The organism is Lysinibacillus sp. S1, assembly GCF_044986265.1.
Lineage (GTDB): Bacteria > Bacillota > Bacilli > Bacillales_A > Planococcaceae > Lysinibacillus > Lysinibacillus capsici.
In genome coordinates this window covers 2,199,401-2,221,181 of sequence record NZ_CP173154.1, presented here as the reverse complement: position 1 = coordinate 2,221,181, position 21,781 = coordinate 2,199,401, and the positions used below count along the sequence as shown (strand labels likewise).

At 37.8% G+C, this 21,781-nt stretch carries 21 protein-coding genes, 1 pseudogene, 1 riboswitch and 1 other annotated feature; of the genes and pseudogenes, 14 read left to right on the top strand and 8 right to left on the bottom strand.

From position 1 onward, the window contains the following. The first annotated feature begins 8 nt into the window (after nt 1-8). Complete coding sequence (locus ACHZEU_RS11190; protein ID WP_112117296.1) at nt 9-1,010, top strand: asparaginase; 1,002 nt, start codon at nt 9-11, stop codon at nt 1,008-1,010. 12 nt (nt 1,011-1,022) lie between these two features. Beyond that, entirely contained in the window at nt 1,023-2,003 is a 981-nt protein-coding gene (locus tag ACHZEU_RS11185) for an N-acetylglucosamine kinase (RefSeq protein WP_404804526.1), read from the top strand. Nucleotides 2,004-2,059: 56 nt separating this feature from the next. Here the strand turns inward: ACHZEU_RS11185 and ACHZEU_RS11180 are convergent, their stop codons facing one another. Next, complete coding sequence (locus tag ACHZEU_RS11180; RefSeq protein ID WP_404804593.1) at nt 2,060-3,235, bottom strand: FtsW/RodA/SpoVE family cell cycle protein; 1,176 nt, start codon at nt 3,233-3,235, stop codon at nt 2,060-2,062. Nucleotides 3,236-3,469: 234 nt separating this feature from the next. On the opposite strand from ACHZEU_RS11180, the gene ACHZEU_RS11175 reads away from it, so the two are divergent. From ACHZEU_RS11175 to ACHZEU_RS11165, 3 genes are all read left to right on the top strand, one after another. Continuing rightward, the gene (locus ACHZEU_RS11175) at nt 3,470-5,140 is read left to right on the top strand and encodes a methyl-accepting chemotaxis protein (RefSeq protein WP_279493813.1); all 1,671 of its coding nucleotides are present in this window, start codon (nt 3,470-3,472) and stop codon (nt 5,138-5,140) included. Nucleotides 5,141-5,491: 351 nt separating this feature from the next. Continuing rightward, entirely contained in the window at nt 5,492-6,445 is a 954-nt protein-coding gene (locus tag ACHZEU_RS11170; protein ID WP_279493814.1) for an L-threonine 3-dehydrogenase, read from the top strand. Between the two features lie 188 nt (nt 6,446-6,633). Next, entirely contained in the window at nt 6,634-8,253 is a 1,620-nt protein-coding gene (locus ACHZEU_RS11165) for a long-chain fatty acid--CoA ligase (protein WP_066037065.1), read from the top strand. 43 nt (nt 8,254-8,296) lie between these two features. Here the strand turns inward: ACHZEU_RS11165 and trpB are convergent, their stop codons facing one another. Together trpB and ACHZEU_RS11155 are read right to left on the bottom strand one after the other, a co-directional pair. After that, nucleotides 8,297-9,460 (bottom strand): tryptophan synthase subunit beta, encoded by a 1,164-nt coding sequence (gene trpB, locus ACHZEU_RS11160; RefSeq protein WP_048393416.1) that lies wholly within the window; start codon nt 9,458-9,460, stop codon nt 8,297-8,299. Nucleotides 9,461-9,518: 58 nt separating this feature from the next. Continuing rightward, nucleotides 9,519-9,718, bottom strand: a binding site (T-box leader). Nucleotides 9,719-9,786: 68 nt separating this feature from the next. Further along, the gene (locus ACHZEU_RS11155; protein ID WP_048393417.1) at nt 9,787-10,269 is read right to left on the bottom strand and encodes a QueT transporter family protein; all 483 of its coding nucleotides are present in this window, start codon (nt 10,267-10,269) and stop codon (nt 9,787-9,789) included. A 6-nt stretch (nt 10,270-10,275) separates the two neighbouring features. Continuing rightward, nucleotides 10,276-10,320: riboswitch (PreQ1 riboswitch) on the bottom strand. A gap of 330 nt (nt 10,321-10,650) precedes the next feature. Between ACHZEU_RS11155 and ACHZEU_RS11150 the strand changes: the two genes are divergently transcribed. From ACHZEU_RS11150 to ACHZEU_RS11140, 3 genes are all read left to right on the top strand, one after another. After that, nucleotides 10,651-11,673 (top strand): ABC transporter substrate-binding protein, encoded by a 1,023-nt coding sequence (locus ACHZEU_RS11150; protein ID WP_257961635.1) that lies wholly within the window; start codon nt 10,651-10,653, stop codon nt 11,671-11,673. 84 nt (nt 11,674-11,757) lie between these two features. Then, the gene (locus tag ACHZEU_RS11145; RefSeq protein ID WP_009371612.1) at nt 11,758-12,786 is read left to right on the top strand and encodes an ABC transporter permease; all 1,029 of its coding nucleotides are present in this window, start codon (nt 11,758-11,760) and stop codon (nt 12,784-12,786) included. After that, complete coding sequence (locus tag ACHZEU_RS11140; protein ID WP_279493818.1) at nt 12,779-13,573, top strand: ABC transporter ATP-binding protein; 795 nt, start codon at nt 12,779-12,781, stop codon at nt 13,571-13,573. The genes ACHZEU_RS11145 and ACHZEU_RS11140 overlap by 8 nt, the downstream gene beginning before the upstream one ends. 520 nt (nt 13,574-14,093) lie before the next feature. Here the strand turns inward: ACHZEU_RS11140 and ilvA are convergent. Continuing rightward, on the bottom strand, nt 14,094-15,356 hold the full coding sequence (ilvA, locus tag ACHZEU_RS11135; RefSeq protein WP_048393422.1) for a threonine ammonia-lyase IlvA: 1,263 nt from the start codon (nt 15,354-15,356) through the stop codon (nt 14,094-14,096). 289 nt (nt 15,357-15,645) lie between these two features. Between ilvA and ACHZEU_RS11130 the strand changes: the two genes are divergently transcribed. Then, nucleotides 15,646-16,389: a TerC family protein gene (locus ACHZEU_RS11130; protein ID WP_048393424.1), complete on the top strand. Its 744-nt coding sequence runs from the start codon at nt 15,646-15,648 to the stop codon at nt 16,387-16,389. On the opposite strand, the gene bshB2 is transcribed toward ACHZEU_RS11130, so the two are convergent. The 3 genes from bshB2 to ACHZEU_RS11115 form a co-directional block, all read right to left on the bottom strand. After that, the gene (gene bshB2 / locus ACHZEU_RS11125) at nt 16,386-17,120 is read right to left on the bottom strand and encodes a bacillithiol biosynthesis deacetylase BshB2 (RefSeq protein ID WP_404804525.1); all 735 of its coding nucleotides are present in this window, start codon (nt 17,118-17,120) and stop codon (nt 16,386-16,388) included. The two genes, ACHZEU_RS11130 and bshB2, sit on opposite strands and share 4 nt — an antisense overlap. A 13-nt stretch (nt 17,121-17,133) precedes the next feature. Continuing rightward, on the bottom strand, nt 17,134-17,484 hold the full coding sequence (locus ACHZEU_RS11120; protein WP_004225428.1) for a YojF family protein: 351 nt from the start codon (nt 17,482-17,484) through the stop codon (nt 17,134-17,136). A 560-nt stretch (nt 17,485-18,044) separates the two neighbouring features. Further along, nucleotides 18,045-18,326 (bottom strand): hypothetical protein, encoded by a 282-nt coding sequence (locus ACHZEU_RS11115; RefSeq protein ID WP_048393429.1) that lies wholly within the window; start codon nt 18,324-18,326, stop codon nt 18,045-18,047. Between the two features lie 196 nt (nt 18,327-18,522). Here ACHZEU_RS11115 and ACHZEU_RS11110 point away from each other — a divergent pair, with 196 nt between their 5' ends. Further along, nucleotides 18,523-19,071 (top strand): acyl-CoA thioesterase, encoded by a 549-nt coding sequence (locus ACHZEU_RS11110; protein ID WP_004227610.1) that lies wholly within the window; start codon nt 18,523-18,525, stop codon nt 19,069-19,071. Between the two features lie 45 nt (nt 19,072-19,116). On the opposite strand, the gene thiD is transcribed toward ACHZEU_RS11110, so the two are convergent. Then, on the bottom strand, nt 19,117-19,947 hold the full coding sequence (gene thiD, locus ACHZEU_RS11105; protein ID WP_404804524.1) for a bifunctional hydroxymethylpyrimidine kinase/phosphomethylpyrimidine kinase: 831 nt from the start codon (nt 19,945-19,947) through the stop codon (nt 19,117-19,119). A gap of 175 nt (nt 19,948-20,122) precedes the next feature. Between thiD and ACHZEU_RS11100 the strand changes: the two are divergent. From ACHZEU_RS11100 to ACHZEU_RS11085, 4 genes and pseudogenes are all read left to right on the top strand, one after another. Continuing rightward, nucleotides 20,123-20,800: pseudogene (locus tag ACHZEU_RS11100) on the top strand (uracil-DNA glycosylase). A 75-nt stretch (nt 20,801-20,875) separates the two neighbouring features. After that, nucleotides 20,876-21,052, top strand: coding sequence for a uracil-DNA glycosylase (locus ACHZEU_RS11095; protein WP_404804523.1), 177 nt, complete (start codon nt 20,876-20,878; stop codon nt 21,050-21,052). After that, on the top strand, nt 21,052-21,318 hold the full coding sequence (locus ACHZEU_RS11090) for a YwdI family protein (RefSeq protein ID WP_115674189.1): 267 nt from the start codon (nt 21,052-21,054) through the stop codon (nt 21,316-21,318). The genes ACHZEU_RS11095 and ACHZEU_RS11090 overlap by 1 nt, the downstream gene beginning before the upstream one ends. A gap of 26 nt (nt 21,319-21,344) precedes the next feature. Beyond that, nucleotides 21,345-21,725, top strand: coding sequence for a DUF423 domain-containing protein (locus ACHZEU_RS11085; RefSeq protein ID WP_115674191.1), 381 nt, complete (start codon nt 21,345-21,347; stop codon nt 21,723-21,725). The last annotated feature ends 56 nt before the right edge of the window (nt 21,726-21,781 follow it).

Genomic DNA, 21,781 nt, shown 5'->3' with positions numbered 1-21,781 from the left:
GTTGATTCGTGGCTTACTCAGAATTTTTAAAGGAGTATCGTTCAGGATTAATGGAAAATGTGCATTATGGACAAATGAGTGCTGTGAATCTAACGAAGGAAGAATTCGTCTCTGTAGGTCAAGACTATGAGCCTGTGTATTTTCGTTCTGCAGCAAAACCATTTCAAGCCATTCCCATTTTTATGACTGATTTTATAGAAAAATACGGGATTACTTCAAATGAAAGTGCATTATTTCTGGCTTCGCAAAGAGGTGAAATTTATCATCAAGAGGCATTAGTCTCTTTGCTGGAAAAACTCCCTATTAATGAAAATGATTTAATTTGTGCAGCATCCTATCCATTAAATGAGGAACCTAAAACACAGTATATTCAACAGGGATTTGAAAAGAGGAAACTCTTTCATAATTGCGCGGGCAAGCATTTAGGATTTTTAACTGCATGTTTAGCAAATGGCTATGATGTCAAGCAATATTGTCATCCAGAACATCCACTGCAACAGATGATAAAAAAATATATTGCTTATTTAAGTGAATATGAAATAGAGAGAATTCGTACAGGGATTGATGGCTGTGGTGCGCCTGTCTTTGCGATTCCGCTAAAAAACATGGCCATTGCCTATTTAAAGTTAGCACGACCAGAATTGATTGATGATGAACTAATTCGTGAAGCAGTAATAAAACTTACAGCAGTAATGAATCAAGAGAGTCATATCATTGCAGCGCAAAACTTTATTTGTACAGCATTATTAAAGGACCCTAATATTGTGGCGAAGGGCGGAGCACAGGGTGTATACTGTTTTGCTCTAAGAAATGAAGGAGTAAGTTTTGCCTTGAAAATTATGAATGGCTCCGAAAGTCCGTGGCCCAATGTAATTGCTTCTGTATTGGAACAAATGCAGTATACAAATCAAGAAACAATTGAGCGTATTAAAGCATTGTCTCCTGCATTTGTGCGTAATGATGCAGGGGTAGAGGTAGGAGAAATTGTATCTACAATTAAAATTGTATAGAGGTGAAGGTACTTGCATGTTTTGGCAATAGATGGCGGTGGAACGAAAACGATTGCAACAATCTCAACATGTCATGGGCAAATTATGGCGCTAGCAGAAACAGGCAAAAGTAATCCCACATCCATGAGCTTCGAGCATTTTACAGAGACGATAACAGAATTAATAAATAATTTAAAAAGACAACAGCCTCACGAATTTCAACACATTACAAAGTGCCATGCTGGCCTGTCTGGTGTAACAGAAAATAATAATGGGAAAATTACCTATGCATTATTAACCTCGCTTTTACCGAAAGACTGTCAACTATCACTATCGAATGATGGAATGAACGCGCTGTATGCGGGAACCTTGGGGCAGCCAGGCATTGTACAAATTTCTGGTACGGGTGCGATTACACTCAGTATAGATGCATCTGGAAGAATTGAGCGTACAGCAGGATGGGGTTATATTTTTGATGATGAGGGCAGTGGCTATGATATTGGCATTCGCACATTAAAAGCGGTATTTAAAGCATTCGACAAAAGAGGTCCTGAAACGCTTCTAACAGCAGCGGTATTAGAATATTTTCGATTACAATCCGTTCCGCAGATAATTGAAGTGGTATATGGCGAAGGACATCCGCGGGATACCATATCACCTTTAAGTAAGGTTGCAATTGAATGCGCTAAACGTGGTGATGGAGAAGCCAATACAATTATTGATCAAGTGTGCCATGTTTTTTATCAAAGTATAGACGCTTGTTACAAAAAAAACCCGTTTGCACATAAGCAAGTCAAAGTAGTGCTAGCTGGTGGCGTTTTTAATGAATTGGAGCTATTTACTAAAAAATTAATCGCTATTGATAAAAAGAATAGTAATCAGTATGACTTCGTGGGTGCTTATAGCTTACCGGTAGGTGGTGCCGCTTTAGCTGCTTTAAGATTACCATATAATGAGGCAAAGCTATTTATCGATCAATATAATGCAAGTATGAAGAAGTTTTTAACGAATTAATCCCCCTTAACTTAGCAAGTAGAGAATAGCATATACATGTCTCTACTTGCATTTTGTCAGTCTCCTACTTTAAACATATACCCCTTATATGAATTATGAATGATCATGACGATTCCGAWAAGCATAAAAKTGGATAATAACGAACTTCCACCATAGCTTAAAAAGGGTAGGGTGACACCTGTGACAGGTAAAAGCCCAATGGTCATGCCGATATTTTGAGTAATTTGAAAGGCTAGTAAGCTTGAAATACCTGCCCCCATTAAAGTCATAAAGGGGTCTCGCGCTACTACCGTAATAACGACAATACGATAGATAACAAAAAAAAGTAGCGCGATTACAAATGCTCCTCCAATAAAACCTAGCTCTTCTGCAATAGCAGAGAATATAAAATCGGTATGTTTTTCTGGTACATAGACATTGTTATGTAGATAGCCCTTGCCCACAAATTCTCCTGACCCGATAGCCATAAAGCCTTGGCGTACTTGAAAAGAAGAATCTGTATATTCATAAGGCTGAAGCCATCCATAAATTCTAGAAATCTGATGTCCTGATAGAGCACCTAAAACCTTCTCTGTAAAAAATTCATTAAATCTGACATAGAGCACTACCAGCGTACTGATGATAACTAGAGGAACAGCCGTAAATACGACAAGAAGCTTTCTATGAATACCTGAAAAGAAAATCATCGGTAAAATCATTGCCATATACAACATGACCATACCTGTATCGGGTTGTCTATAAACAAGTAGCGTAGGAGGAAGGACAATTAGCCCGATTTTTATAAGTAACCAAAAATCTGCTAGATAGGAGGGGCGGACATTTTTCTCTTGATGAGCAATAATGACCTTACTCACAACTATTAAAAAAGCGAACTTTAAAAATTCCGAGGGTTGGAGAGAACCTAAAAACGGGATTTGATACCATGATTTTGCCTGATTGATCGTTCGAGCAATGCTTTCAGGAGCAACAATAAGACCAGCCGTTAAAGCAACTATTAGGAAGTAAAATGGCCATCCAATCTTCTTCAACTGTTCAATATCAAGCAAGGATATTCCAAGCATGATGGTTAATCCGATGACATAAAATAAAAACTGTTTGATAATAAAGGAGCTTGCATACTGTTCAAAATTTACACTACTAGAATGGACAAAAAGGCAACTAATAGCGCCGAGTAAAAGAAGACTTATTACTAAACTCCAATCTAACTTCTTGAATTGCGTCAAATGTAACACCTCCATTCTCTAGTATGAACGCTTACAATGTATGGAAGGTTGCGAATGTTTTTCTAAAAATAGTATGAATAAGTAGCAATAATCTGGCTAATTTAGCGAGTTAAATTACCTAAATAAAACTAAATGATGGGTAGAAATTCTTACTATTTCGATTAAAATTTACAAAAATATAACACTGGCTTTATATCTCTATACTATCATTATTGGTAAGAGTTGGAGGAGGAGCCAAGGATCATGCATTTTTTCCGTTTCATTAAGGTGAAGGACAAGTTACTTGTACTCATGATTGTTTGTGTATTATCGAATGTATTGCTAGGTGTATTCAGTGTAGATTATTTAAGGAAAATGTCGTGGCATGCAAGTGAGAGTTACACACAGGGACTGGTCCCAATTGGATGGCTAAATGAGCTAGAAGAATCACAGCGTCGATTAGATTTTATAGTAGATTCGAAGGGTGACGATAAAGAAATGACAGCCATTTTACAAAACATGGCGCAGCCTTTAGATCATCTAGATAGCCAAGAAATTGACAAGAAGATGAGTCATCAAATTAAGAAGTATAAGTCATTGCTTAAGAAGCAGGAAGAAGCCATTGAGAACTTTAAGCAATTGAACCATGGTGAGCTAGATCAGTTTTATGTGCAAACATTTTTACCAATTAGTCAGGAGAGTCATGCATTATTAGAAGACACGCAAAATTATTTGGTTCAACGAGCAAAAGACCAACAGCAGGCTTATCAAAAAGATGTACAATTTGGCTACTGGTTACTAGGTGGCGTATGCTTAGCGGTTGTCTTGCTTGTTATCCTTATCGGCTTTATTGCAACGAAGGCAGTCAATGTGCCAACCCGTCAACTAAAGTCATTATTAAAACGAGCAGAACAAGGTGATTTCACTGCCAATGCAAGTTATGTAGCTCATGATGAGCTTGGTGAAGTAGTTCTGTCATACAATCAAATGGTAACAGAGGTGAAACGACTACTCCATACTGTCACAGACAGTGCCTATGAAGTAGAAGAAATGACAGGGAAATTGCAGAAATCCTCTGAGCAATCATCAACAACGACATTAAAAATAGCGAAGGATGTACAATCTATTTCAGAGTCAACGTCTGCTTCTTCTAGTAAACTAGCTTCGAATACTGCTTCCTTAGAGGAGGTTTTAAATGATGTACAGGTTATTTTAGAAAAGGTTCAGGTTGTAGAAAGTTTTGCACAAAAAACGGCCAGAGATGCAGAAAGTGGAACTGAAATTGTACAGGCTAATTTAACACAAATGCAAGCTATTAAGCAGGCGGTTGAAAAATCTAATACAGCTATCTTTAATTTAGTAGAGCGGGCTGCATCGATTGATCAAATGATTGAAGTAATAGAAAGAATAACAGCGCAAACTAACTTACTGGCTTTAAACGCTTCAATTGAAGCCGCTAGAGCAGGAGAGCATGGTAAAGGCTTTGCAGTAGTGGCTAATGAGGTTCGTAAGCTTGCAGAGCAAACTGTTCAATCGACACAAACGATTACATCCATTGTACAGAACATCCATCTAGATTCGAGTTATGCGGTACAAATGATGGAAGGGGTTTTAGTAGCGACTGAAAAAGGTGTAGCTGTTACAGGACAAACTGCGTCAAGTTTTGATCAAATTTTAGAAAAAGTACATACTATTAAGCCATATATTATGGAAGTATCTGCTACGGTTCAAGAGATTGCCAATCACACGAAGAAGGTAAGTGAGGATGCGGGTATGCTGACAGCCTTATCCGATACGAATGCCGTGTCTACTAAGCATGTTGCTACGTTAACAGCTGATCAATTAACAGCTCAGCAACAGTTCCATAATTATATTAAGGAATTGCGCAAAGTATCAAAAGTTTTGCAAATAGCTGTCAAACGTTTTTCGATATAATTTAATATTAAAGAATAATATTCAAAAAGGGTCTTCTTTGCAAAAAATAGCAAAGAAGATTCTTTTTTTGCATGGTTACAAAACTAGCTTATGAAAGTGTAAATGATTTGTGTTTTTGAGATGTACAAATGTGTTTTGTATATTTTTGTAGCACAATATTTTTCTTGTTCTCATATACTGTGAATAAGGGATTGTATGTTCTTTGTAAGGAATATTATTAATATAATTGTTGTATTTTCAAAACGAACACATTATAATGAATTTCATTGAAAGTGTTATTAAATCAATGTTTATTAATGTATTTTTGTACTTTCAGAAAGTACAATTGTTCACATGTGGAGGTTTTGGGAAATGAAAAAGGTTATTGTTACTGGAGCACTTGGTCAAATTGGTTCTGAGCTAGTAGAAAAACTTCGTGGTATTTATGGAGAGGACAATATACTTGCTACAGACATTAGAAAGCTTGAACATACTAAGGGCCCATTTGAAATATTGGACGTGACAGATGGACAAAGAATGCATGATTTAGCAAAGGACTTCGGTGCAGATACGATGATGCATTTAGCAGCACTATTATCAGCTACAGCAGAGAGAAATCCATTGTTAGCTTGGAATTTAAATATGGGTGGATTAATGAATGCGTTAGAAGTTTCACGTGAGTTAAATATGCAATTTTTCACGCCAAGCTCAATTGGTGCGTTTGGTCCGTCTACACCTAAGGAAGATACACCACAGGATACTTTGCAAAGACCAACAACTATGTATGGGGTAAATAAGGTAGCGGGTGAGTTATTATGCGATTATTACTTCAATCGTTTTGGTGTTGATACACGCGGAGTACGCTTCCCGGGGCTAATTTCTTATGTAACACCTCCAGGTGGTGGTACAACAGATTATGCTGTAGAAATTTTCTATGAAGCCATCGAACAAGGCAAATATACATCGTATATTCAGGAAGGTACATTTATGGATATGATGTACATGCCAGATGCCTTACAAGCTATTGTAGATTTAATGGAAGCAGACGGTAGTAAGCTTGTTCATCGCAATGCTTTTAATATTACAGCCATGAGCTTCGAACCTTCGCAAATCGCGGCTGAAATCAAGAAACACTTACCAAATTTCACAATGAGCTATCAGGTAGATCCTGTTCGTCAAGCCATTGCAGATAGCTGGCCAAACTCTTTAAATATTGAAGCGGCTCAAAAAGAGTGGGGCTTCAAAGCAGAATATGATTTAGCTAAAATGACGGTAGATATGTTAGAAAAATTGAAAATTAAACTGCATAAAAAAGCAATTTCATAATAGATAGGCAACGGGTGAAGACTAGACTTCATCCGTTTTTTTATATATAAAAGAAAATTATTGGAATATATAGATTAAATTATGAAATTAAAATATAATAATATTCGGAATATTAATAGTATTCAGTTAAATTGATGCTATGATAATTTCACAAGGGGAAATTCACAAATGAAGGGATGATGGGTTTTATGATGCAAGCACCATTAGTTTTAACTAGTTTTTTTAAACGAGCAGAGAGCTATTTTGCAAGAAAATCAATTATTTCACGGACAAGCCCACACAAAATACATCGTTTAACATATGGGCAGTGGGCAAAAAGAACGCGTCGTTTAGCAGATGCCCTTACGAAGCTTGGGATGACAAGAGGAACAAAAGTCGGCTCCTTTGCGTGGAATCAGCATCGACATTTAGAAGCTTATTTTGCTGTGCCTTGCTCAGGGGCAATCTTACACATGGTAAATATTCGTTTATCAGAAGAGCATTTGATCTATATTATTAATCATGCAGAAGATGAGATTTTAATGGTAGATGTAGATTTATTACCGATCATTGAAAATATTGCGCCAAAACTTGAGACAGTGAAACATTATATCATTATGACGGATGAACCAGCTTTGCCAAAGACTACATTACAAAATGTTTTATCCTATGAGGACATATTAGCTACTGCTGATGAAGAATTTCAATTTCCAGAGGATATTGATGAAGAAGCACCTGCCGGTATGTGCTATACAAGCGCCACAACAGGGAATCCAAAGGGGGTTGTCTATTCCCATCGGGGTTTAGTATTACACAGTATCATGCTGAGTATGTCTGACTCTATGGGAATTGCGGAAAGAGATGTCGTGATGCCGATTGTACCCATGTTTCATGCAAATGCATGGGGCTTGCCTTTTGCTAGTGTCAATGTGGGTGCTACACAAGTTCTACCAGGTCCGCAATTTACTTCAGCATTAATAATGGATTTAATCGAACAAGAAAAGGTTACATTAACTGCTGGTGTTCCAACCATTTGGATAGGTGCCCTGCAGGAGCAGGAAAAGAAAGAACGAGATATTAGTTCTTTAAGAGCGATATGCTGTGGTGGATCGGCTTCACCAACTCGACTCATTCGGACATTTGAAGAAAAATATGGGATTCCTTATATTGTTGTCTACGGCATGACGGAAACTACACCAATCGTGGCATTGTCTAATTATATGTCATGGATGGAAGATTGGCCGATTGAAAAACGTATTGAAGCTCGAGCGATGCAAGGGATGACAATGGCAGGTATCGAATCTAGTATTATTAATGAGGCGGGTGAGGTACCTTGGGATGGCGAAACAATGGGGGAATTACGTTTAAAAGGCCCATGGATTTCCAACGAATACTATCGTGATGAGCGAACAGCAGATGCCTATCGAGATGGTTGGTTATATACTGGTGATATTGCTGTACGAACAGCAGATGGCTTTATTAAAATTACGGACCGTACGAAAGATCTTATTAAATCAGGTGGGGAATGGATTTCCTCTGTTGATTTGGAAAATGCGCTGATGACTCATGATGCCGTTTTAGAAGCGGCTGTCATTGCCATGCCCCATGCTAAATGGCAGGAGCGTCCATTAGCTTGTGTTGTATTGAAAGAGGGACAATCAGTAACTGAACCAGAGCTTCTTGCTTTTTTAGAAAATCAATTTGCCAAGTGGTGGGTACCAGATGCAGTCGTCTTTCTAGAAGAAATTCCAAAGACATCTGTCGGAAAATTCCTGAAAGCGAAGCTGCGAGATAATGTAGCAGAAATTTATCCTAAATCATTGGTATAGGTAAAAGAGCGATTTCCGTAAATGGAAGTCGCTCTTTTTTGAGTTATTTAGTTAGCATGTGGAAGACTTGTTCAACGTCTTTATCGCCACGACCAGAGATATTAATAATAATGCTTTCCTCAGATGATAAAGTTGGTGCTAATTTTAGAGCATGTGCGACTGCATGTGAGCTTTCAAGAGCAGGAATAATACCTTCAACCTTAGAAAGTACTTGGAAGGCATCTAAAACTTCTTCATTTGTCACGGTCACATATTCAGCACGACCGATTGTTTTCAAATGGCTATGCTCAGGCCCCGCACCTGGATAATCTAAACCAGCTGCTATTGAATAGGTAGGTAGTGGGTTGCCTTCTGCGTCCTGAAGTACTAAACATTTGAAGCCGTGTAGCTCTCCTGGTGTTCCTTCGTTTAAGGTAGCAGCTTTGTCTGGCTCTATTCCAATAAGACGAACATCTTCGTCTGCAATATAATCAGCAAATGCCCCAATGGCATTACTACCGCCTCCTACACAGGCAAGAACAGCTGTCGGCAGCTTTCCTTCCTTTTCTAAAATCTGTTCACGACTTTCGCGGCTAATCACTGATTGAAAATGTTTAACCATTGATGGGAAGGGGTGTGGTCCAACTGCTGAGCCTAATAAATAGAAGGTTGTTTCATAGTTTTCTACTAAGTCAGCGAATGCCTCATCTACTGCATCCTTTAAGCGTCCTTGCCCTTTATCGACAGCTACAACTTTCGCTCCGAGAAGTTCCATGCGAAATACGTTCAATGCCTGACGTTTTGTATCTTCCAAGCCCATATAAATCGTGCAATCCATTCCAAACATGGCACACGCTGTAGCTGTTGCTACACCATGTTGACCTGCCCCTGTTTCGGCAATCACGCGATTTGCTCCCATACGTTTAGCTAGTAAAATTTGTCCTAATACATTATTGATTTTATGGGAGCCTGTGTGGTTAAGGTCTTCACGTTTTAAATAAATTTTTGCGCCACCTAATTGCTTTGTTAAATTCTCTGCAAAATAAAGAGGGGATTTACGACCGACATATTCACGGAAATAGTAATCTAATTCTTGCTTAAAATCATCATCCTCTTTATACTTTTGAAAATTCTCATCTAGTCTATTTAAAACATTTTGAAGCTCCTTTGGAACAAAGCTTCCACCAAATTCACCGAAATATCCCTTTTTTTCTACTACTGTACTCATCTTAACTCGACTCCTCTATGCTAATTTTTCCAAAAAAAAAGCCACTCCAATCCCTCATAAAAAGGACGAGTAACCGTGGTGCCACCTTCATTCGCAATTTTTGCGCGCTTTCCTGCTCCGGTAACGGGGAGCGAAACGGCCTTACATTTGATAAGGCTGCTCTGAAGTCCATTCACAAGTCTGTACTACTGGTTTGCACCAACCACCAGCTCTCTAAAAGTAACAATGCTTGCTACTACTCTTCTTCCTTGCATTTATTAGAAAGAATTGTAGAGTATTTTCAGAATAGTGTCAAGAAAAAAGACGAATCTAAAAAGATCCGTCAGTTAAATCAAATTTTTAAAGTGAAGGCGTTTGTTTAATACATACATAATCGGTGCACCTACAGCTAATACAACAAATTCACCCGCCGCGACTGTTAGCCAAGTCCAGAAAAATGGCAACTCTAAAGCCAAGTTCAGCTCAAAGGCAATGATAAACATAGTACATGTAAAGAGCAATGTATTAATAATTAAACGTGCCCAAATATTTTTGACAAATTTACAGATTAAAATAAACAGGCCAAGTGTAATCATTGAATGACCTACACCAAAAACTAAATCGTAAATGCCAAGTGGTGAAAAGAGATTAGAGATCAATACACCAATAATAATCCCTACGGCAAAGCGTGGATTAAAGGCCACTAAATGGTTAAACATCTCAGATACTCGGAACTGTACCTCTGTAAAACCAAATGGGGCAACAAGCATGGTTACAGCTATATATAGAGCCGCAATGATACCACTTGCTGCTAAAAATTTTATCTTCATATTCATTTCTCCTTAGTTTTTTTTCGTGGGATGGTTACGAACCACGGTGCTTTCACACAAGTAAATATTCTATTATAGATATCTAGTAGAAGTCAAATGTCAGACTTTGTCTATTATGTCCTATCGTCGCAAAATTGTCATAAATAATTTTTACTATGTTGAAAAAAGAAATCGATTAACTAAAACAGCGTAGTTTAGCGGTTTAAAGCGCCAAATTAAATGAAAAACTAAAATATTTTGTCACTTTTAAAAGTCAGAACATTCATAATGTTGTTGACGGAGCTCGATAATAACGATAATATAGCGATACATTCACACTTTGTTTGGATAAAGTGCGATAGATATTCGAGAATATAAAGAATATAATCGGGGGGATTATTTGTGAAAAGCAATGTAAAGAAGTTGTCATTCCTTCTTTTTGGATTAGTGTTGCTTCTTGCTGCTTGTGGTAGCGGTGGCTCAGGTACAGCAGATTCAAAAGGAAATGAAAAAAACAATGCAAGTGAGAGCGGAAATGCAGATGATAAAACATATAAAATCGGGATTACTCAAATTGTTGAGCATCCATCGTTAAACGCAGCAACGGAAGGCTTTAAAAAAGCAATTGAAGATGCTGGTTTAAAAGTTGACTACGATCCACAAATTGCACAGGGAGATAATAGCCTTAACACAACGATTGCTAACAATCTAGTAAGTGCAAACGTAGATTTAATTTTTGCAAACTCTACACCTTCTGCACAAGCCGCTGCAACAGCAACAAGTGATATTCCAATTATTTTTACATCTGTTACAGATGCTGTTGGTGCACAGCTAATTGACTCAATGGAGAAGCCAGGGAAAAATATTACAGGCACAATCGATTTACATCCAGAAACGATTTCTAAAACTGTAGCATTCCTAAAAGAACTTGGTGCGAAAAAAGTAGGGATGGTCTACAATGCGGGTGAGCAAAACTCAGTTGCACAAGTTTCAGAAGTGAAAAAGGTTATGGACGAACAAGGTTTAGTGGTGGTAGAAGCATCAGCATCTACTTCAGCGGATGTAAAACAAGCGACAGAGTCTCTAATTGGTAAAGTAGACGCTTTCTATATTATTACTGATAACACAGTTGTTTCTGCATTAGAATCGGTAATTGATGTTGCCAATACGAATAAATTACCATTAATTGTAGGAGAACTAGATTCTGTAGCACGTGGCGGTTTAGCCGCTTATGGTTTTGAATATTTCGATATCGGTTATGAAGCAGGTCAAATGGCTGTGAAAATTTTAAAAGGTGAAGCGACACCTGCCGATACACCAGCACAATACCCACAAAATCTGAAATTATTAATCAATAAAAAAGTTGCAGATGATTTAGGCATCGAAATTAAAGATTCTTGGGGTGCCGAAATTCTAGAACAGTAAAACGAAGCGGGGTGCATTATCCCCGCTTTATCTTCATTTTACAAGTGATATAAATAATAAAGAGATTTAGGAGATGATTCAACGATGTTTTTAGCATTATTTGGCGCAGTGGAGCAAGGAATCATCTATGCAATTATGGCACTTGGTGTATATTTAACATTTCGGGTGTTAGATTTTCCGGATTTAACGGTTGATGGAAGCTTTGTAACAGGGGCGGCAACTGCAGCAACAATGGTTTTGCTTGGCTACCACCCAATCTTAGCGACTTTAGTGGCAATTGTTGCTGGATTTATTGCTGGATGTATGACAGGAATTCTTCACACGAAAGGAAAGATTAATCCGTTATTATCAGGAATTTTAATGATGATTGCTTTATATTCGATTAATCTACGTATCATGGGGTTAACTGCAGAAAATACGATAGGTCGCCCGAATATTCCACTACTAAACTCTGAAACAATCTTTTCAAAGTTTCAATCTTTTTGGAGTAATTTAGGGATCGATGATGCTATCAATAACCTATTAAAAAGCATAGGCTTTCAGCATGTACCAGGTACATGGAGTGTGCTGATTGTTGTATTAATCATCACGATTTTAATTAAGTTAATAGCAGACTGGTTCTTAAAGACAGAGGTTGGGCTAGCTATCCGAGCAACTGGTGATAATAAACGAATGATTCGCAGCTTCTCTGCAAATACAGACACACTTATCATTTTGGGGCTAGGTCTTTCCAATGCGCTTGTCGCATTTTCTGGAGCTTTAATCGCACAATACTCGAAGTTCTCTGATGTTAGTATGGGGATTGGTATGATTGTGATCGGTCTCGCATCCGTTATTATTGGTGAAGCTATTTTTGGGACTAAAACTATTATCCGTACAACGTTTGCAGTTATTGCAGGAGCCATCATTTATCGTATTATATTAGCTTTAGCATTACGTGTAGATTTCCTTGATTCAGGAGACATGAAATTAATTACAGCGATTATCGTTATTTTGGCGCTGATCTTACCGCAATTTATTAATAAGAGTAAAGAACGTAAACGTAAAGCTAAACGTGCTGCAGAACTTTCACAAGTAAAAAAAGTAGAGCAGGGAGGTAATGGCCTTGCTTAAATTACATGGTATTAATAAGGTATTTAATGAAGGAACACCTGATGAGAAGATTGCACTTGCGGAGATAAACCTACATTTAAAGCCCGGTGATTTTGTGACAATTATAGGTAGTAATGGTGCAGGTAAATCAACGATGATGAATATGATTTCAGGTGCTTTAACACCCGATTTCGGTACAGTATTGATTGATGGTAATGATGTGACAAGTTTGCCTGAATTTAAACGCTCTCAATACATTGGGCGTGTCTTCCAGGACCCAATGGCAGGAACTGCACCTACGATGACAATTGAAGAAAATCTAGCATTAGCATACTCTCGAAATAAGCATAGAGGACTACGCAATGGTGTGGACAAAAAGCGTCGTGAATTTTTTAAAGAATCGCTAGCGATGCTTGGTTTGAATCTTGAGAATCGTCTTTCTGCTAAGGTAGGTTTACTTTCAGGTGGGGAACGTCAAGCTTTGTCGCTCTTAATGGCTACCTTCACAAAGCCATCTATTTTATTGCTAGATGAACATACAGCTGCACTTGATCCATCACGTGCAGAATTAATTACCCGTATTACGAAGTATTTAGTGGAAAAAGATAATTTAACGACATTAATGGTAACGCACAATATGCAGCAAGCATTAGATTTAGGGAATCGTCTTATTATGATGGACAAAGGCCAAATCATTTTAGAAGTTGGTGAAGATCGCAAACATGAATTAACAATTCCTGATTTAATGTCCGAGTTTGAACGTATTCGTGGGGAAAAAATGAATTCAGACCGTGCTCTATTAGGTTAATATCGAAACGCTCATACACTTGTATGGGCGTTTTCCATAGTGTAAAAAATTTCATCCATAGTGTTTTTATGAATGGTGTAAATGAATGACCGTTGCAGGTTCCCTAATTTCATGTGTGGGGGGTGCCGATCTATCTTATGGGAGTCTAGTAGCCTTCCAATCCAGCTCATTAATTTAGCAAAGGTCCTCACTACTCTTTATGGAGGGCGTTGTCACACATCGTTTTTCCGCATTGTTAGTATGATAGAAAATGAAAGGGCACAGTTTTAAAAGGGTTGATTGGAGAGGAGTTGCCCCTTAGGGGATTTAGCGGCTCATCAGACGCCACCTGGACGCTGGCGGAACAGATATCAATCTCTCGCCTAGCCAGAATGTCTCTTTCCGCAGACAATATTGTTTTTTCAACATCATATAAAACGCTCATGCACTAGTTTGAATAATTTTATATAGGGAAATTAAACGATCGATAAACTTTATCACATAAAAAAGCCTCACTTTCAGAGAAGTGAGGCTCTTCATTTTAAACGAGTAAGCCAAATAGTTGAATATCGTTGTTTACTTCTTTGTATTTGAAGCCGAATTCATCCATTCGGGCAAGTAGTCCTTCATATTCAGCACGATCACCTAACTCAATGCCGACTAGTGCAGGGCCACTTTCTTTATTATTTTTCTTGGTATATTCAAAGGTAGTAATGTCATCGTTTGGTCCAAGTACACTAGTGAGGAATTGACGTAATGCTCCGGCACGCTGAGGGAAGCTGACGATGAAGTAGTAAAGTAATCCTTCGTGTATAAGTGACTTTTCTTTAATCTCCTGCATTCGTCCAATGTCATTATTCCCACCACTGATGATGACAACGACTGACTTACCTTTAATTTCTTCTTTATAAAAATCAAGAGCTGCCACTGATAATGCTCCTGCAGGCTCAGCGATAATCGCATGTTTATTATATAGATCTAGAATGGTTGTACATACCTTGCCTTCAGGTACAAGAACAATATCATCTAAATAGCGACGACAAACATCATAAGTGTGGTGACCGACGCATTTTACTGCAGCACCATCAACGAATTTATCAATCCAATCAAGAGCAACTGCGCCACCTTCAGCAAAGGCAGCCTTCATACTACCAGCACCAGCAGGCTCCACACCAATAATTTTACTAGCAGGAGAGAGATTTTTAATGTAGGCAGACACGCCTGACATTAAGCCACCACCGCCAATACTTCCGAATACGTAGTCGATTGGCTCCTCCATATCATTCATAATTTCTACCGCTACCGTTCCTTGACCAGCAATGACATCAAAATCATCAAATGGATGAATGAAGATTTTACCATGCTCTTCACAATAGCTCAACGCGCTTTCAGCAGAATCATCGAATGTATCTCCTGCTAAAATAATTTCCACATATTCACGTCCAAACATACGTACTTGGTCTATTTTTTGCTTCGGCGTTGTTTGTGGCATAAAAATGCTTGCTTGAATTTTTAATTGGGCACAGGCATAAGCTACACCTTGTGCATGATTGCCTGCACTTGCACAGACAACCCCAGCATCGCGCGCTTCATCCTCGATTTTTTTAATTTTATAATAGGCACCACGAAGCTTGAATGAGCGTACATGCTGTAAATCTTCGCGTTTAATATAAATATTAGCTCCGTATTTCTCGGATAAATAGTCGTTTTTTTGTAGTGGTGTGTGCACAACTACATCTTTTAAAAAATGATGTGCAATCAGGACATTCTCCACTTGCACGGTTCTAGTATCAGCAACTTCCATAGTATTCATCCTCCGTTATACGTTTAAAACATTTATCTATGATAGCACACTTTATTTGCTTTTTGTGATTAATTTTTAGTAAATTCTAAATTTTCCGTGTCTATTTTATGATGTAAGCGTTTTATCTTGATATAGCTAATTATTTTATAAAGAAGCAATGTCTCAGACCTAGAATTAGCTCAATTTAAGGGGAGAAAATCTGTTGTTTCAACTCTACAAAATACTACTCTCATAACAAAAATGGTCAAGCATATACTAGATTAGCTTAGGACAAGTAGGAGGGTATGTAGTGGAAATCATTCAAGGAATTTTATCAACATATTGGAAGTTTTTTGATTTGGCGATGTGGCAAGAAGTACTAATGGACCCTGTCTCCTGGGGACTAATATCCTCATTAATTATTATAGAAGGTTTGCTGTCGGCAGATAATGCACTGGTATTAGCGGTACTAGTGAAACATTTACCAGATAAACAACGAAAACGGGCATTAATGTATGGTATGCTAGGTGCCTATTTTTTTAGATTTTTATTTATTGGCATAGGTGTTTATCTAGTAGAATTTTGGTTTATTAAAGTATTAGGTGCTTTGTATTTAGGTTGGCTTTGTGTAGCTCATTTCCTTCACATAGGGAATGAGGATAGTGTAAAAGAGGTAAAGAGGTCAGGATGGATGGTGCGTCTTTTCGGCACGTTTTGGGCAACTGTCATTTCTGTTGAGCTAATGGATATTGCTTTTTCAATTGATTCAATCTTTGCTGCGTTTGCGATATCAGATCAGGTCTGGGTGCTTTTAATTGGAGGGATGTTAGGAATATTAATGATGAGGACGATTGCAGGTGTATTTTTAATCATCATTGAAAAAATACCAGAACTTGAAGCAACAGCCTTCATAATTATAGGTGTCATCGGCTTAAAAATGTTAGTAAGTGTTTTCAATATCCACATCCCTCATTATTTATTCTTCCTTTTCTTAGTGATTGCTTTTTCCATCACAATCATTGTGCATATGATGAAGAGAGTAAGATCTGCCTAATTAAAAAGTACTGTTCTCCAAAAATGAGAACAGTACTTTATNTATTTTACABATTTATCTGSGTCAACAATATAGAACTTTTCAACATTAAGCCAGCTCTCGCTCATTGGTTCGCCGTCATCAATACGTTTTTCAGTCTCCTGCATCATCCAACCAGTCTGAGACGCATGGGCTTGTAATGCTTTTAATTTGTCCATTCGCATTTCCCGAATATCATAGACCACATGTGGTTCACCATTTTTTTCAATCGTATCATTGGCGAAGGCACAACCGAATATTTGTGGACGAGCAGCCTTTGGCATACGACGTACAGCTTCAATTACAGCACGTGCTGTTGCTTCATGGTCTGGGTGGACAGCAAAGCCAGGTAAAAATGTGAAAATTAAAGAAGGCATTAGTTCTTCGATTAGCCCTTCCATTAATTTTACCATTTTCTCATCATCTTCAAATTCAATTGTTTTATCACGTAGACCAAGCATGCGTAAATCTTGAATACCCATCGCCTCTGCCGCTGCAACCAATTCCTTACGACGGATTTCAGGTAAAGACTCGCGTGTAGCAAAGGGTGGATTACCTAAATTACGTCCCATTTCGCCTAATGTTAAACAGGCATATGTAACAGGTGTATTCATTTTCTTTGTATAGTAGGCGATGGTCCCCGCAACTGAGAAAGCCTCATCATCTGGGTGAGGGTACACAATTAAAATATGACGTTGTGGTTGTAAATTCAAATAGTCKTCCCCCTTAGTAAGTAAATGGCGTTTCACTAATTTCAAGCGCAATCGCCAATTTTCCAGAGTAGTCTAGTCCAGCCATTAATAAACGGCCTAAATCATCTAATTCAAAATGTGTAATGCCTTGAGCATAAACCCAGCCATGAGGTAATTTTAAACCCACACGATGAGGTGCATTATCTACAACCTTAGCAAGCTCATAGTTAATTTTAGCATTGCGAATAAAAGCACCTGCATTAAAAAACTGTTCATCATAGTGTGCTGCATAAGATCCGTTTGTCGTCTCAAGATGAATATAAACGTCTTTGTTGGCGAAAGAATTCAGCAATTTTTGCAACGTCTCTACTTGTACTTCTTGCATCTTAACACTCCTCTCGATCATTTCTCCTTTAAGTATAGTAAAAAAAATTCGCAAAGGGAAATTGATTGCTTTGATAAAAAAAGTGATGATTTATATTTACAAACCTTAGCGCAATTTTGTCCAAATTTTTGAGAGTGTGAAAATGAATCCTAGCATCGAGAGAAATAAATCATCATCTCTAAACCTATGACAAGTTCTTAAGCAATATTCTTGAAAAAATTATTGTAATGTATCAATATAGGGAGTGTGAAAATAAATATGTACAAACTGTGTCGTTTCGCATTGTATCCGTTTTCACATCTGAAAAGATATTGCAACCATGACTTCTTCCTAATTTGTGTGTGTAGACAGCTCCACCTGTTGAAGGTAGTATTATTTCAGAAATAATGAATTCTATCTTGGTACAATAGATGACGTTCCTTGAACAGGTTATGCAAGGTAGCTGTGAAAAAGGGAAGAAAAATGAAGCTCATTATCATAGTATAATAAAAACCGCGACTCTCTTTATGACGGAGAGTCGCGGTTTTTTTTATTGAAAATTAATGTAGGCTATGTATTTGTTAGTATCGATTGAGCTTTCGTTCTATTGTATCTAAACGATTATTAACATTTTGTAATTGTTTAAACATTTGCTTCATATAAAGATTTTGATCTTGGGTTTCAGTAGTTTTGGCTTGTGCCAATTCTTCCTCCTCCTGCAGAGCCAATATTGTGGCAAGGGTGGATAATGAGTAACCAAGTGTTAATATGATGGAGGCAATTACTTCAACTTTTGAAGAGGTGATTTCTCCAGCTAGTAAACCTGATTCTTCCGTTAAGTCTTCTACCTTGTTTTTTTTCATTTTTTCCCCTCCCATACAGCTAATATATGGGGTATGAGGCATTAACGTATCTTGTCCAATTTTAATCTTTATCGGATAAATACTCATCATTAAATAATTGTTTAGTATTTGTAATTTTCTAATAATTACATTGATTTTTCCATTTAAATATAGCATTATAGTAGGAATAAACAAGACGTTTAGAGGGGGAATTAGAGTGAATAAGGACTTTAAATATTGTAAGGAATCAAGAGTGATGCGTACAAGTCGTGTATTTCCAAACGATGTAAATAATCATAATACATTATTTGGCGGACGATTGATGAGCGATATTGATCAAGTTGCTTCCATTTCAGCTGCAAAGCATAGCAGAAGAGATTGTGTTACAGCCTCAACTGATTCAGTCGATTTCCTACATCCCATTCGCCCAACAGATTCGGTTTATTTCGAATCCTATGTAACTTGGACGGGAAGGTCTTCTATGGAGGTTTTTGTTAAAGTCATTTCTGAAAACTTGAAAACTGGGGAGAGAAAGGTGGCAGCGACTGCATTATTAACTTTCGTGGCATTGGATGAAAATAACAAACCAGCACTGGTCCCACGAGTAATACCTGAAACAGTAGAAGAGACAAAATTGCATGAAACAGCTTCAGAACGAGCGAAGGCCCGTGCTGAACGTAAAAAGGAAAGTAAAGCATTAGCGCAATTTATATCTATGAATGATCCATGGGATTATCGGCTAGAAATGATGGAGAATTATATGTAAAAAAAGAGGGATGTCTCAAATGACTTTGAGACATCCCTTTCATCCTTATATTTCTGTTACTGTTACGTGTGGAGCACCAAAGCGTGATTTCGCTCCATGCATGACAGGACCTACATATTCATTTAGCGCCCAGCCATGTGCAATAGCTGCCGATACAAACTCTTTTGCTTCAATGACAGAATCTTTAATAGTAAGTCCATTCGCAAGATTCGCTGTGACAGAGGCAGCAAAAGTACAGCCTGCACCGTGGTTATTTGTAGATGCAACTTTTTCAGATTCTAATAAGTAGAATGTTTCACYATCAAAGAATAAGTCTATTGCTTTTTCAGTAGCTAGGKCKTTTCMACCTTTTATGACAACAGCTTTAGCTCCTAGTTCATGGATTTTACGAGCAGCAATCTTCATGTCGTCAATGTTTTTTGGTGTACCTGTGCCAGCTAATTGTCCAGCTTCAAACAGGTTTGGTGTTGTTACCGCTGCTAGTGGTAAAAGATGCTGAATCATGGCATCTGTGTTACCTGGATTCAGTACTTCATCGTCACCTTTACATACCATAACAGGATCGATGACCACATTTGTAGTCCCTGAATTTGCAATAGCCTTTCCAGCAATACGAATAATTTCTTCTGTTGAGAGCATTCCTGTCTTAATGGCATCAATTCCTGTGGAAAGTGCTGTGTCAATTTGTTTTTGTAGTAAATCAGTTGGCAAAGGTGTGACGTTATGTGTCCAGCCGTTAGGGTCCATTGTTACGACAACTGTTAATGCCACCATCCCATATGTACCGTGCTCTTGGAATGTTTTAAGGTCAGCTTGCATTCCTGCACCGCCTGATGTATCTGAACCAGCAATTGTTAATGTTTTTTTTAGAGTCATGTAAAGGATCTCCTTTATCGTTAAGAGTTATAAAATTAACATCTAGTATAGTCCGATTCTGATTCTATAAAAATAGCVADAATACTATATTTTTATATGGTCAGTTTCAACTGATGCTTGAATTCATCTTTAATTTTTTGTACCGTTGTAAGAAGAGAAAGGGGCTTAATGAACGATGAAACAAGTATTCCCGAATGATTGGCAAGAAGTACTCAAAGAAGAATTAGAAAAACCATATTATCAAAAACTACGTCAATTTGTCGCAAATGAATATTCGACACAAACTATTTATCCACCAATCAATGATGTGATGAACGCATTCTATACAACAGCATATCATGATGTGAAGGTTGTTATTTTGGGACAAGACCCTTATCATGGGCCTAATCAAGCGCATGGGCTAAGCTTTTCTGTTAAACCAGGTATTCCACATCCTCCTAGCTTACGGAATATGTTTCAAGAGCTACAGGATGATTTAGGCTGTCCAATTCCTCAAAATGGAACGCTAACAAAGTGGGCTGAACAGGGTGTTATGCTATTAAMTACGGTGCTTACAGTTCGAGCAGKACAAGCGAATTCCCATAAAGAACAAGGKTGGKAGCAATTTACCGATGCGGTTATCGATCTATTAGCTGCAAGGGMMNNNSNCCNNGTTTTTGTATTGTGGGGCAAACCAGCGCAACGCAAAAAGCAATTAATTCGAAAATATAAAACACCACATGTCATACTCGAAGCGCCACACCCAAGTCCATTAAGTGCTTATCGAGGATTCTTTGGTAGTAAACCTTATTCAAAGATAAATCAACAATTAGTTGAGTGGGGCAAGCAGCCGATTGATTGGTGTTTAGAATAGATTGGCACAAATCGTTTGCTTTATACGCTTTAGCAATCATGTTACATTTAATATAGAAGAAAGTGAGGGACATTGATGAAGRTGAATTGTTTTAAGTGTCAATTTTTTAAAGTAACCTGGGACCCTCAAAAYCCACGAGCATGTGCAGCTTATGGCTTTAAAACAAAGCAAATACCATCCGTTGTTGTGAAGCAATCCTCGGGTGTAGATTGTTTAAAATTCGTACCAAAAGTAGAAAGTGGGAGAATGTAATGATTTCTTATCAAGCCGTTATACAGCAACTTGAAAAACAATTATCTTACGCAAAAAATGCGGGAAATGATCAGCAAATTCGTGAGACACTTACAGCCATTCGAGCATTATGTGATGTGGTGTTAGATTCTTCAAGTGATGCACCATCTATCACTCCTCATAAGCATGTACCGCAAATGCTTGTATCAGAGTCAAAACCATCCACTTTATATACAGCAAAGATTGAAGAAGATGGAGCCAATGGCGATTCCATTTTTGATTTTTAATCCATTTTAAAGGTAGGGTAACGAAAATGAAAAGATTTATCGTGACAGGTGCTCTTCATGGCCTATTAGCAGTAGCATTCGGTGCATTTGGTGCACATGCTTTAAAGGAAATTTTAGATGAATATAGTCAAGGTATTTGGGAAACAGCTGTTCAATATCAAATGTTTCACGCTACAGGATTACTAATCATTGGTCTGTTAATGAGCTCTAAACTATTAGGTGAAGTGAAACAATTAAATCTAGCAGGTATTTTCTTTAACCTTGGTATTGTTTTCTTTTCTGGGAGCTTATATGTTCTGGCGATAAGTGGTATTAAAGTATTAGGAGCTATTACACCAATTGGTGGCGTACTATTTTTAGCTGGATGGCTACTTATTATTTTAACTGCTATCAAGCATGCTCGCTAATTTTAAGCTGACTCTCTTACATTATTTGTAGGGGGGTTTTTCTTTGTTATGAGTCA

Bases quoted from the DNA above. Each gene is read 5' to 3' on its own strand.
- ilvA (WP_048393422.1), bottom strand. From the start codon at position 15,356: ATGGAAGTTGCTGATACTAGAACCGTGCAAGTGGAGAATGTCCTGATT.
- trpB (WP_048393416.1), bottom strand. From the start codon at position 9,460: ATGAGTACAGTAGTAGAAAAAAAGGGATATTTCGGTGAATTTGGTGGA.
- ACHZEU_RS11155 (WP_048393417.1), bottom strand. From the start codon at position 10,269: ATGAAGATAAAATTTTTAGCAGCAAGTGGTATCATTGCGGCTCTATAT.
- ACHZEU_RS11170 (WP_279493814.1), top strand. From the start codon at position 5,492: ATGAAAAAGGTTATTGTTACTGGAGCACTTGGTCAAATTGGTTCTGAG.
- ACHZEU_RS11085 (WP_115674191.1), top strand. From the start codon at position 21,345: ATGAAAAGATTTATCGTGACAGGTGCTCTTCATGGCCTATTAGCAGTA.
- ACHZEU_RS11115 (WP_048393429.1), bottom strand. From the start codon at position 18,326: ATGAAAAAAAACAAGGTAGAAGACTTAACGGAAGAATCAGGTTTACTA.
- ACHZEU_RS11120 (WP_004225428.1), bottom strand. From the start codon at position 17,484: ATGCAAGAAGTACAAGTAGAGACGTTGCAAAAATTGCTGAATTCTTTC.
- ACHZEU_RS11090 (WP_115674189.1), top strand. From the start codon at position 21,052: ATGATTTCTTATCAAGCCGTTATACAGCAACTTGAAAAACAATTATCT.
- ACHZEU_RS11145 (WP_009371612.1), top strand. From the start codon at position 11,758: ATGTTTTTAGCATTATTTGGCGCAGTGGAGCAAGGAATCATCTATGCA.
- ACHZEU_RS11175 (WP_279493813.1), top strand. From the start codon at position 3,470: ATGCATTTTTTCCGTTTCATTAAGGTGAAGGACAAGTTACTTGTACTC.
- ACHZEU_RS11165 (WP_066037065.1), top strand. From the start codon at position 6,634: ATGATGCAAGCACCATTAGTTTTAACTAGTTTTTTTAAACGAGCAGAG.